At 37.9% G+C, this 10182-nt stretch carries 16 protein-coding genes; 11 read left to right on the top strand and 5 right to left on the bottom strand.

Annotated elements, in window-relative coordinates; genetic code table 11:
• Together HCUR_RS01560 and HCUR_RS08205 are read left to right on the top strand one after the other, a co-directional pair.
• Positions 1 to 180 (top strand): transposase (locus HCUR_RS01560; protein WP_165780581.1); only part of this gene is annotated, 180 nt, incomplete at its 5' end.
• A 62-nt stretch (positions 181 to 242) separates the two neighbouring features.
• A complete protein-coding gene (locus HCUR_RS08205; protein WP_165780625.1) occupies positions 243 to 398 on the top strand; it encodes a hypothetical protein in 156 nt (51 codons plus the stop codon).
• Between the two features lie 9 nt (positions 399 to 407).
• Here the strand turns inward: HCUR_RS08205 and HCUR_RS01555 are convergent, their stop codons facing one another.
• The gene (locus HCUR_RS01555) at positions 408 to 707 is read right to left on the bottom strand and encodes a ribosome-binding factor A (RefSeq protein WP_104206444.1); all 300 of its coding nucleotides are present in this window, start codon (positions 705 to 707) and stop codon (positions 408 to 410) included.
• 56 nt (positions 708 to 763) lie between these two features.
• Positions 764 to 2089 carry an MFS transporter gene (locus HCUR_RS01550; protein ID WP_104206443.1) on the bottom strand — a complete coding sequence of 442 codons (1326 nt, stop codon included), beginning with the start codon at positions 2087 to 2089 and terminating at the stop codon, positions 764 to 766.
• 1091 nt (positions 2090 to 3180) lie between these two features.
• Between HCUR_RS01550 and HCUR_RS01545 the strand changes: the two genes are divergently transcribed.
• From HCUR_RS01545 to HCUR_RS01510, 8 genes are all read left to right on the top strand, one after another.
• On the top strand, positions 3181 to 3849 hold the full coding sequence (locus HCUR_RS01545; protein ID WP_104206442.1) for a LysE family translocator: 669 nt from the start codon (positions 3181 to 3183) through the stop codon (positions 3847 to 3849).
• A gap of 154 nt (positions 3850 to 4003) precedes the next feature.
• The gene (gene rpsP / locus HCUR_RS01540) at positions 4004 to 4363 is read left to right on the top strand and encodes a 30S ribosomal protein S16 (RefSeq protein ID WP_207760855.1); all 360 of its coding nucleotides are present in this window, start codon (positions 4004 to 4006) and stop codon (positions 4361 to 4363) included.
• A 75-nt stretch (positions 4364 to 4438) separates the two neighbouring features.
• Positions 4439 to 4915, top strand: a complete 477-nt coding sequence (rplM, locus tag HCUR_RS01535; RefSeq protein WP_104206460.1) for a 50S ribosomal protein L13 — start codon at positions 4439 to 4441, stop codon at positions 4913 to 4915.
• 3 nt (positions 4916 to 4918) lie between these two features.
• A complete protein-coding gene (gene rpsI, locus HCUR_RS01530) occupies positions 4919 to 5377 on the top strand; it encodes a 30S ribosomal protein S9 (protein ID WP_104206441.1) in 459 nt (152 codons plus the stop codon).
• Positions 5378 to 5414: 37 nt separating this feature from the next.
• On the top strand, positions 5415 to 5786 hold the full coding sequence (gene rpsL / locus HCUR_RS01525) for a 30S ribosomal protein S12 (protein ID WP_104206440.1): 372 nt from the start codon (positions 5415 to 5417) through the stop codon (positions 5784 to 5786).
• 15 nt (positions 5787 to 5801) lie between these two features.
• A complete protein-coding gene (rpsG, locus tag HCUR_RS01520) occupies positions 5802 to 6272 on the top strand; it encodes a 30S ribosomal protein S7 (protein WP_104206439.1) in 471 nt (156 codons plus the stop codon).
• A gap of 161 nt (positions 6273 to 6433) precedes the next feature.
• Positions 6434 to 7195 carry a uracil-DNA glycosylase gene (locus HCUR_RS01515; protein WP_165780624.1) on the top strand — a complete coding sequence of 254 codons (762 nt, stop codon included), beginning with the start codon at positions 6434 to 6436 and terminating at the stop codon, positions 7193 to 7195.
• Positions 7196 to 7424: 229 nt separating this feature from the next.
• Positions 7425 to 8264 carry a hypothetical protein gene (locus HCUR_RS01510; RefSeq protein WP_104206437.1) on the top strand — a complete coding sequence of 280 codons (840 nt, stop codon included), beginning with the start codon at positions 7425 to 7427 and terminating at the stop codon, positions 8262 to 8264.
• A gap of 242 nt (positions 8265 to 8506) precedes the next feature.
• Here HCUR_RS01510 and HCUR_RS10045 read toward each other — a convergent pair whose 3' ends face one another.
• From HCUR_RS10045 to HCUR_RS08200, 3 genes are all read right to left on the bottom strand, one after another.
• On the bottom strand, positions 8507 to 8677 hold the full coding sequence (locus tag HCUR_RS10045) for a transposase (protein ID WP_165780623.1): 171 nt from the start codon (positions 8675 to 8677) through the stop codon (positions 8507 to 8509).
• Between the two features lie 508 nt (positions 8678 to 9185).
• Entirely contained in the window at positions 9186 to 9362 is a 177-nt protein-coding gene (locus HCUR_RS10040; protein ID WP_423751883.1) for a hypothetical protein, read from the bottom strand.
• Positions 9359 to 9505: a hypothetical protein gene (locus HCUR_RS08200; protein ID WP_165780622.1), complete on the bottom strand. Its 147-nt coding sequence runs from the start codon at positions 9503 to 9505 to the stop codon at positions 9359 to 9361. Before HCUR_RS08200 ends, HCUR_RS10040 begins: the two co-directional genes overlap by 4 nt.
• A 296-nt stretch (positions 9506 to 9801) precedes the next feature.
• Here HCUR_RS08200 and HCUR_RS10035 point away from each other — a divergent pair, with 296 nt between their 5' ends.
• Positions 9802 to 9984: a transposase gene (locus HCUR_RS10035; protein WP_104206459.1), complete on the top strand. Its 183-nt coding sequence runs from the start codon at positions 9802 to 9804 to the stop codon at positions 9982 to 9984.
• Positions 9985 to 10182 lie beyond the last annotated feature (198 nt).

Raw genomic sequence — 10182 nt, 5'->3', positions numbered from 1 at the left:
AGGATAGAGGGGGGCTTTAAGGTTCAACGGAGACGATGGGTTGTAGAACGAACATTTGGATGGCTTGGTAGAAATAGAAGGCTATCAAAAGAATACGACTTGCTTTGTTCTTCTACAGAGAATAACATTTACATGTCACTTAACAGACTACTCTTGCGCAGATTCTTTCCTCCTAATTAATTTGCGGATAAGCTCTTAACAAGATAATTGAAATTTTAGAACCCATACCTAAAGGATGGGCGGTGTTTGCTAAAAGATGCGTTGTTGAAGGAACCGTTGCTTGGCTCAATCATTATCCAAGATTGTGTAAAGATTACAAAATTTCTGTAGCACCTGCAGAAAATAGAGTGATGATCGCTCATTCTATGCTCTTGTTAAGATGGATCGCTTATCCATAAATACAGGCTCTAATACTTCCAAGGTAAAAAATATAATTCTGGTATGCGACGCATATTCACTTGTTCTGCTAAAATATGACGAATTTTTCCGCTTTTTTGGCGAATTACCTCAAACACCTCCGGTAAGCTGGTACTTAAAAAAACGTTTACTTTTCGTAAGTCTTTGGACGCATACACCTCCATTACAGTAACTCGCATATTTTCTGCACCGCGCTCAAAATACAAAATATTTTGTAACACTTTGGCAATTTCTTGGTGTAAAAAGTGCTCTAATTTTTTTTTGCGCTGGGCTTTGGAATCAACGAACATATTGCTCTCAATTTGGTATCAGTTTTTCTATGAAACTATCTCTGGGTAAAATTAAATTATTTTGTGCTTTTTTTATTGTTTTTATCTTTAACTCTTTCGGGGTGGGATTCTTTTAAACAAAAACTTAGTATAAATGCTATCACAAAAAATACATAAATTGCAATACACCCAGTCTGATAATTGTCCAGTGTGTACAAAGGGTGATGTCCTTGGTAACGACCATCCCAAGACCACTGAATACAGTACCCCATCAGCGGGTTGTGAAGTGCTCCACTGAGCATAAGAATTGCATTAATGGTCCCTACGGAAAGGCCCGAAAGTCGACTAGGGCCACTTTCAGCACCCGTCACAAACACAAGAATTTGGCCTCCAGAAAAAAATCCAAAGAAAAATAGACAAAACCCCGCAGTCCAAAAAGATACCTGAGGACCAAAAAATATTAGACCACTCAGTATCAGCACACACGTTACAGACAATTTTAAGAAAAATACTCTTTTTTTAAAGATATCTGAAAAAAAAGAAATCAACGGAGCGCCACAACTAGAACCTATGGCCACCAATGCGGCTAATTTTCCTGCCTGTTGCGTAGGAACTTGCAACCATAGTTCTATGAAACGAATAGAAAACGTATCACTAAAGACTGAAAGTGTGAGGTACAAAGAATATCCATAAAGTCCCAGTATCCATATGGAACGTTTTTTTGCAATGCACAAAAATTCTTCACGAATTTTTTTCCAATTTAGTTCAGAGATTGCAGGAACAAACACGTCTTTGGGGCCGTTTTTCCCCACAATCCATACCAATCCGGCTAAAAGCATTCCTATAATACTAAGAAATAAAATAATCTGCTTCCAAACTTGAGATTCATTTGGGGTATTATTCTGCAACCAGTTTACCAAGAAGGGAAGGCCAAAGTTGGCACAGGCACCCCCAATTTTTCCAATAGCGGATAATAGTCCTATAACAAAAGCTAAATAACTTGAATGAAACCACAATGTATTCATACGAATACTTCCAATAAAAGATACTGCGGCTCCAGCTCCAATAAGACATCGCGCCAACACCGCCATAGCAAAACTTTCAGAGCATCCAAATAAAAATGCGCCTCCTACACACACAAGCATTCCAATGCGTAAAATTCGTTTAGGACCAAAAATATCCAACAACATTCCAAGAGGAATCTGTAAAGATGCGTAAGTCCAATAATAAACAGAAGAAAAAATTCCTAAAGTTTGCGCGTCAATACGGAATTGTTCCATCAGTTGAGGTGCTAATGCATTGGGAGAGCTGCGTAAAAAAAATTGAAATCCATAAAATAAACTGGTCAAAAGCCAGACCCATATTGCATAAAAATGAAATTTATGATATTGATTTTTTTGCATTTCGACTTTTTAACCATCGTGTTTTCTAATCTAACCCATTATAAGAAAAAATTCTAAAAGGTCAAAAGTTTTTTCATCCCGTAATTTGGATAGCTTTAGGGAAGGGGGTATAAGTTTAAATGTCGTGTAGAGCAGAAATTTTTATTTTAGAAAAAATTAAAAAAATTTGTATTTCTTTGGGCCTATGATCCACACAACATTCAGTTAAAACAATGATTATTTCTTTAATTTTTTGAACTGTTTGACTATATTTATTTAACAGAAATCTAAACATAGTTCCTCAATTAATAAATAGTCTTTCTAAAAATTTTTTGCCAAAAAAATATATACATAATTCAAGAAATTGTGTTATTTACTTTTTCTTTTTTTTGATTTTAATCTTCTTCATTTTTAGAGCATAAGCCTTGTTTTGAACCTATAAATCGTCAACCCAATCGTCCCATACTTTTTAGTGTAACATTCCTCTCATCCCAGAATCAAATTCGTAATTTATTAGATCATATCAATCCAAACGAATAGGAAAAATCTTTTTCTTCTTTATGGTAATTACCGTTCTTGATCAACATGAGCCAGCATTTTAATGGACTCGCCCTGGTTAAAAAAGGGTTGATTCTGCTCCTTGATGATAGTCAAGTGTTTTCGTGAAAAGTAATTCCAATCTTGTTTAGAGCGTTTAGTCAAGCAATAAAAGGTATTCTACGGTTCTTCCAGAACGGAGAAGAAGTAGCTAGTGTGACATAGGTCATTTACTGATTGTATTCCTGTGTCCTTCAAACACTTCTGATGCTTCTTTTTGTGTTTTTTCTTTACCCAGGGAATGTATTACTTTTTTTCTTGCATCGTTACTCTATGCGCTTGTGGAAAATTTTCTTTTTATAGTACCATGAATCTAATTCGAGGTAATTGACTATAAAGTGTTTAAATTAAATCAAATTAGTCCGATCTCCTTAACTTTTTTAAATACATAAAACGATGCATCTAGCCTAGTGCGAGGGGCTTTGACTATTACAGTTTATAATGTTATACAAATTTTTCTCATAGTGTAGTATAATAAAAAAAATTCAGAGTAAATAGTAAAATAGGTCTAAATCGTGTTAAAAAACTGGCTAGAGATTTTCTTTAGAGCATTGTGCGTGGGTATTATAAGCTCTATTCCTTTAGGGGTTGCGGGTGTGGTATGCATTCGAGAAACCGTTACACATGGGCGTTATCGGGGACTTTCTGTAGGGTTTGGTGCAGCCTGTGGGGAAGCCTTGTGTGCGTTAGTCTCTGTTCTGGGCGTTCCTTATACTTTTTTTTGGCGGCAATATGCCCGATGGCTCAACATGCTTATGGGGATGGTATTATTGGGTGTTGCCATTAAATCTTTGAAATATCCCAAGCCTCATGCACTAGTTCTTTTGGGGGATACTGTATCTACCCAAAAAGATACGTTACATACGCGTTTATGTGTTACTGCGTTTTTATTAATTATGACCAATCCACTTTCTATTTTGGGGATGGTAGCGTTGATAGGAGCATTAGATATTCAGGTTCATTCTTGGTTTTCTCTAATCAACGTTGTATTGGGAGTATTTTTGGGTGCATTATCTTGGTGGATCGGGATAGTATGGGGCGTGAAAAGCTTGGGAAAAAACTTTTCAATGACAGTGACACAGCGGTTACAAATAGCAACTACCTATCTTCTTCTGCTTTTGGGAGGGGGCTTAGTGTTGGAGGGGGGAGTCCACCTCATACTAAAATCTTCTCTAAGTGCCTAGAAATTATAGAATTTGAGTGTGTAATGCTATTTCCGTAAAATCAGTATAAAAGAAAAAATACAGCTTATAGCTTAGATTTTAACAAAAATACTATAATTTAAAAACAAAATTTTTAAGAGGTCCTCTTTACCCCAATTGAATTTTAAGTTATGATATGGCAAAAGTATTTTTTTTGGAAAATGATTTACTCATGACAATGAAATTGCGGTTAGCACGCCACGGTAGAAAAGGAATTCCATTTTTCTGGGTTATGGCGGCAGATGCTCGTTGCCGACGAGAAACTGGAAAAGAGAAGTTAGGCACTTATGATCCTTGTCTTTCTCAAGGCGATAGGCCTAAAGTAACTTTGAACAAAGAAAGGATACAGTATTGGCTTGCTTGTGGTGCTCAACCCACGGATAGAGTTCGACGCATTCTTGCGGAAGAAGGGGTATTGCCTCAATATAAGTTTCGTGAAACTCCTAAAAAATCTGCTCTCAGAAAAAAAGCGTTAGAGCGACAAAAGCAGACCTAATATGCTTTTTTGAATTTTTTCGTAAAATACAAAGTAAAATTATTGTACGCAAAGCTTAAAACAAAAGGAAAAAATATGCATACGTTCAGCTTAAGGGCAAAAGACATTGAAAAAAAATGGTACCTAATTGATGCAAAAGGATTGATTCTAGGACGTTTAGCAGCTATTGTTGCTCAAATTTTAAATGGTAAGCATAAGGCAGTGTACAGCCCTCATTTGGATGCGGGAGATCGGGTGATCATCGTTAATGCTGGGCACGTAGCGCTTACGGGAAATAAACTTAAGCAAAAGCAATATTATTGGCACACCAATTATCCGGGGGGAATTAAGTCTCGATCTGCAAAAGACATTCTTCAAGGACGTTTTCCAGAACGCGTTGTAGAAAAAGCAGTAGAGCGCATGATGAAAAAAGCTTGCCCGCTGCGACGCCAGCGTATTCGAGGTCTCTTTGTGTACGCTGGTCCAGAAAATCCGCATACAGCTCAATGCCCAAAAATATTAGATATTGGTTTATGGAATAGAAAAAACCTGTGTAAGCACGAAGGAGTGTAATCGATGGAACAGCACTTACAAAATAATCATTCCCAAGAGACAACTGCCCAACGTCAACCCATACGGGCAGATTCTAAAGGCCGTTTTTATGCTACAGGTCGCCGTAAATCTTCCGTAGCCCGGGTTTGGATTAAGCCTGGATTAGGACGGTATTCCGTGAATGGAAGAGCATTAGAGCAGTATTTTTTTATTCCTGCTCTTAAAGTTTTAGCACAACTTTCTTTTAAAGCAGTAGAGCAGTTAAATCATTATGATGTAACTTGCACAGTTCAGGGCGGAGGGTTATCAGGTCAAGCTGGAGCTCTCTGTCATGGGATTAGTTGTGCTCTAGCAGGAAGCGACCTGAGTTTACGACCTTTACTAAAAAAGCAGGGATTTCTAACCCGAGATGCTCGGCGGGTAGAACGTAAAAAGCCTGGAAAACCCAAGGCTCGAAAAAGCTTTCAGTTTTCTAAGCGTTAACGTGTGGTATGTCATTTTATATGAGGAGAGTTAAAAAATGCCAACTTTAAATCAGCTTGTTCGGGGTATTCGATCGCCCAGAAAAACAAGAGAAAATTCTTTTGCCTTGGAAAAATGTCCTCAAAAGCGGGGAGTGTGCACAAGGGTGTATACTCAGACTCCTCGTAAACCCAATTCCGCGTTACGTAAAGTTGCGCGTGTTCGCTTAAGTAATGGTGAAGAGGTAACCGGATACATTGGGGGGGAAGGGCATAATCTCCAAGAGCACTCTGTTGTGTTGTTACGAGGTGGTTCTGTAAAAGATTTACCTGGATGTCGATATCATATTGTGCGGGGTGCACTTGATACGAAAGGAGTAAAAGATCGAAAGCAGGGACGCTCAAAGTATGGCGCAAAAAAACCAAAGTAATAGGAGAGAAAAAATATGGCTCGTCGTCGTCGCTCAGAAAAAAGACAGATAGCTCCGGACTTACGGTATGAGGATAGTGTAGTTGCGAAGTTTATTAATTGTTTAATGTGGAAAGGAAAAAAAACCATTGCACAGAACATCGTATATGGTGCTTTGGATCGTGCTGCTGCGAAATTACAAAAAGATCCTCGAGAATTGTTTCATTCTGCCTTGGGAAATGTTCGTCCTAATGTAGAAGTACGTGCTCGACGTGTAGGGGGTGCAACCTATACTGTTCCCGTTGCAGTTTCCGTGGATCGGGGGCAAATTTTGGCGGTGCGGTGGTTAATTCATTATGCCCGACTGCGTCCTGAGAAAACTATGGAAGAACGGCTCGGAGAAGAATTAAGGAGTGCGGCAGAGGGCACTGGAGGAGCTGTGAAAAAGCGTTCTGATACCCATAGAATGGCGGAGGCAAATCGTGCTTTTTCTCATTATCGATTCTAAAAAATTCATTCATTCTTTTGGATGACCTAGAGAGAAATTTTCAACCGTTATTGATTATCTAATCTTTTTCTTAAATGCTTTGTGGGAGTCGTAAAGTAATTTCTAAACTCCCCAATCTTCTCTGGAATAACTCATCCACGTATCAGGCGAGAATACTTCCGATGTATCCATCAAAAACAATAAAGATACAGGCGGCAGCACTGCTTTTGTGGTACCGCCTTCAAGGTGTGCGCACTGCTTACGGTGTACGGGACCAAGAATCTGTAAAAAGAAACCAATACCATGAAGCAGAAATCCATTGTCCCTCCCAGGCCTCTCTTGAGATGAACTTAAGTGTTTTGTACCAAGAAATAAAAAAATTTAGAGGATGTGCGCTTTCAGCATCTTGCTTGAATACTGTGTTTTCCGATGGGAATCCTCGTGCACCCGTTATGATTGTGGGGGAAGCCCCTGGAGCAGAAGAAGATCGGTTAGCAAAGCCTTTCGTGGGTCTTAGCGGGCAGGTTCTGGACAAGATGCTTTGGGTTTTGGGTTGGGATCGTACTTCTTGCTATATTACAAATATTATTCCTTGGCGCCCTCCTTTTAATCGCCAACCTTCTGCGGTGGAAGTGGACTTATGTTTACCCTTTGTGGATCGACATATTCAGATTATTAAACCGAAAATTTTATTGTGTGTAGGGTCGGTGGCTTGTAGAGCATTGTTAAGGACTCAACGTAATATCAGCGTCCTGCAAAAAAGCGATCTGACTTATATTAACCCCCTGAACCAAGATTCTATTCCCGTTTTTGCTTTTTATCATCCAGCTTACTTATTGCGTTCCCCTGGACAAAAACGTGTTGTGTGGTATCATATGCTTCGAATGAAGCGCCGTCTATTAGAAACGCCTGAGTATCGTGAATTGTGTACGAACATTATATAACTTAAGGAGATTTCTACAACAATTCTCAGACAACAGAGGGGGGTGGTTTGATGATAAAAAATGGAATACGAAATCAATAGCCTAACCTATATTATACTTTTTCTATTCTTTTTAACTTTGGAGAAAGCGATGCTGAGGAAGACAAATGTTAACAAATATAATAGATCACAATTTTTTTAAGTTTTCAACGCTATGATGACATTGAGGAGATTGAGGGACACGGATATTTATGCATTCTCAACCATATATGCTTAATCGAGCATTATTAGAAATTCGTTCATCCTTTATTATTTCTCCAACTTTTTATCTAAGATTTTGGTTTTTTTTAGGAAGCGTTCTGGCGACGGGAAGTATTGTTGGATTCTGGACTGTCACTCTTGCGCCACGTCCTGGTAGTATTCAGATGAAAACCTGGCAAACTCTTGCGCACTTGAAATCTCCACTCCATCAACAACTTAGTTTGGACTACATTCAGGCTTTAGACCGTAAGAACATATATCGAATCGAAACGCTACAAAAAATTTTATATGCTTTAACACAAGATCAGCGCCTTGTGGCGCAGCTTTATGTATTAGAAAAGCAGCATCAGAAAAAAGTGCTTGAAAGTACATTTCATCGTCGATTATGGAAAAATCTTTGGATCTCATTTTATGTCTTCATGGGGAGTCCGTGTTGTTTTTTGGGAGGATTTTTTTTACTACGAAAGTATTTAAGACGCATGGGGTACTCTTTTCAAGGAAGGCTTCTCTTTTTTCGTATTGCTACTCCTTCTGTATTTAAGTTGGCTGGAATGTTGTGTTGGGGATATGGAGGATTTTTATCGTACCAAGTATGGACCCCCTCTTCTTGGATGGTCCCTCAAGTTAATCCTTTTTTATTTACTTCGCAAGAACTTGCTTCTTCTCCGTTAATTTCTCGAGCTCACTTAGAATTTTTAAACATTCAGCAAAAAAAAGAAGTTTTGCAGGAGCGTTGGGTCCAAAGCTTACTTTTTTACGGATTTTGTGGAGGAATTTTTTTGGGCTTGGGACGGCGTTGGTGTCAATTACCGCGACAAAATTTTGGGTGAGGATAAGAGCACTATGGTTCAATCATCGTTCTGTGGAATAATACACAGTAAACAGTCTAAGATGCGTACCCTTAAATCGTTTTGAAGCGATTTAAGGACGTTGATCACAACAGAGACTCCGAAAAAGGATAAAAAAGGCAAAATAATAGGTCAAGTATATCAAGAGTCCACGATATAATTTTAGATTATATCGTAAATCATATGGTATTAGGGGATGAGAAGAAGTGAGTTATAGCTCCATATCATTGAACGAATTTTCTAATTCTATCCTTAATCCATCGTTTCATAGTGGCCCAGAATTGATCTATAGAATTTAAATTGAGTGAATAAGGGGGTAGAAATATTATTTTGCAGTCAATAGATTGGATCAGCCCTCTTTTCTTTTGTGGTGTATGAAATGAGGCATTCCCCAAAATTAGCCCAAGCTTTAGCGTTTTGATTCAACACTGTGCTTCCCAATGATTAAAAGATTCATTATGGGTTCTATTGATTGATTGTTCCAGTCATACTAAAAATTTTTGTAATAATTACCACGCTTTTTCCCTAAGAATTCTTTTTTTTCTTCACCCCATCTCCTCTTTTTTCAAACCACTATAGCAATATCACTTTTATCAATATATACAAGAATACCAGAGTTTTAGGCGCTATATCGTTGATTGATATTTATTTCTTTAAAAGCCTCCCTAGAGATAAGCCGTTTATATACAAAAGCAATATTTGCGTTAAATAGCCTAGTGATCTCTGTTTATATTTTATTTTTATTATTTTAAAGTTACCTTTTTAGCGTATTTGAATCTATTTTTTTCTTTTCTTCCTAATTGTGCTTTAGAATTAATTGCTCCTTCTTTTTCTTAGTTTATTCACCCTATACTTATGCTATTTTTGCTAACCATAACTATTTTTTCCTTTGTTTTTTGATCACTACCTAATTTTCTGTATTCTATAGCAAACTAACTCTAGAACAGTTATAAAGAATAGTGCGTCAATTGAACAATGTGTAGAACATCGTATCTGTTTAGCGTGAGCCCATTGTTTCTCAATCGGATTAAGCTTAGGAGAATAAAGAGGTAGGAAAGTATGACCAGCATCCTTAATCATTTTCTGCATAGTTTTACCTTTACGGTATCCATGAGAATCCCACGGTTTTCTGGGATATTGTTTAGAAACATTTCTTTTACCCAACAAGTCAATATCTCTAGAAAACTAGTAAGTAATATAATTTCCTCTAAAGTAGAGCTCATTAAAACGCCTATAGCATTTGTTCTGCTTTTGGCACCCACAATCCTGTTTTCCCTAACAATGCTGCCCTTTTACAGAATACCTGTGCGTTGTCTTGGCATATCATGGGCCAATCCACGTTCATCAACTTTTCTGTTTAATGCATCATGCTTTTAGCACAATACAGATCTTTTTTCTGGATCTGCCTTTGGATGATTTAAGAATCTGTATTCATGGATAAAAGGAGGGAGTATAGTCAAGTTTGGAGGTAATCAGAACGTGTGATCCAAGAAATTTAATAGATCATGAATGAAAGCTCATTAAAGATCATTTTGCATGGGGCAAGTATGGTAATATAAGTAAACACCAGAAGAAAGAGCGTGTTAATGGAGTAGTTTACATAATAACGACCGGCTTCCCATGGCGAATGCTTCCTAAAGATTTTCCGCCATACTCGCCTGTACAATCGTTTTATCGAAGATGCAGGATCAAAGAAATATGAAAAAAAGTACTGAGCGCGCTTGTCAAGATAAAGTGGATCAAGGCTGGTGAAAGTGAAGACCCGAGCTACCACAAGATTGATTCACACAGTGTCAAAACTACCGGAGCTTGTGAACAACACGGTATTGATGGAGAAAAAAAGGGACGTAAACGCCATCGTGTTGTGGATACACAAGGCAATTGAGTGCTTGGGACTGTT

The organism is Holospora curviuscula, from assembly GCF_002930195.1.
Lineage (GTDB): Bacteria > Pseudomonadota > Alphaproteobacteria > Holosporales > Holosporaceae > Holospora > Holospora curviuscula.
Note: the sequence above shows the minus strand (reverse complement) of the source record. Positions and strands in the feature narration are given on the sequence as shown.

Excerpts from the sequence above, each read along its gene's own strand:
- HCUR_RS01555 (WP_104206444.1), bottom strand. The coding sequence starts at position 707 with ATGTTCGTTGATTCCAAAGCCCAGCGCAAAAAAAAATTAGAGCACTTT.
- HCUR_RS01550 (WP_104206443.1), bottom strand. The coding sequence starts at position 2,089 with ATGCAAAAAAATCAATATCATAAATTTCATTTTTATGCAATATGGGTC.
- rpsP (WP_207760855.1), top strand. The coding sequence starts at position 4,004 with ATGGCAAAAGTATTTTTTTTGGAAAATGATTTACTCATGACAATGAAA.
- rplM (WP_104206460.1), top strand. The coding sequence starts at position 4,439 with ATGCATACGTTCAGCTTAAGGGCAAAAGACATTGAAAAAAAATGGTAC.
- rpsI (WP_104206441.1), top strand. The coding sequence starts at position 4,919 with ATGGAACAGCACTTACAAAATAATCATTCCCAAGAGACAACTGCCCAA.
- rpsL (WP_104206440.1), top strand. The coding sequence starts at position 5,415 with ATGCCAACTTTAAATCAGCTTGTTCGGGGTATTCGATCGCCCAGAAAA.
- rpsG (WP_104206439.1), top strand. The coding sequence starts at position 5,802 with ATGGCTCGTCGTCGTCGCTCAGAAAAAAGACAGATAGCTCCGGACTTA.
- HCUR_RS01515 (WP_165780624.1), top strand. The coding sequence starts at position 6,434 with ATGTATCCATCAAAAACAATAAAGATACAGGCGGCAGCACTGCTTTTG.
- HCUR_RS01510 (WP_104206437.1), top strand. The coding sequence starts at position 7,425 with ATGCATTCTCAACCATATATGCTTAATCGAGCATTATTAGAAATTCGT.
- HCUR_RS10040 (WP_423751883.1), bottom strand. The coding sequence starts at position 9,362 with ATGATTAAGGATGCTGGTCATACTTTCCTACCTCTTTATTCTCCTAAG.
- HCUR_RS08200 (WP_165780622.1), bottom strand. The coding sequence starts at position 9,505 with ATGAGCTCTACTTTAGAGGAAATTATATTACTTACTAGTTTTCTAGAG.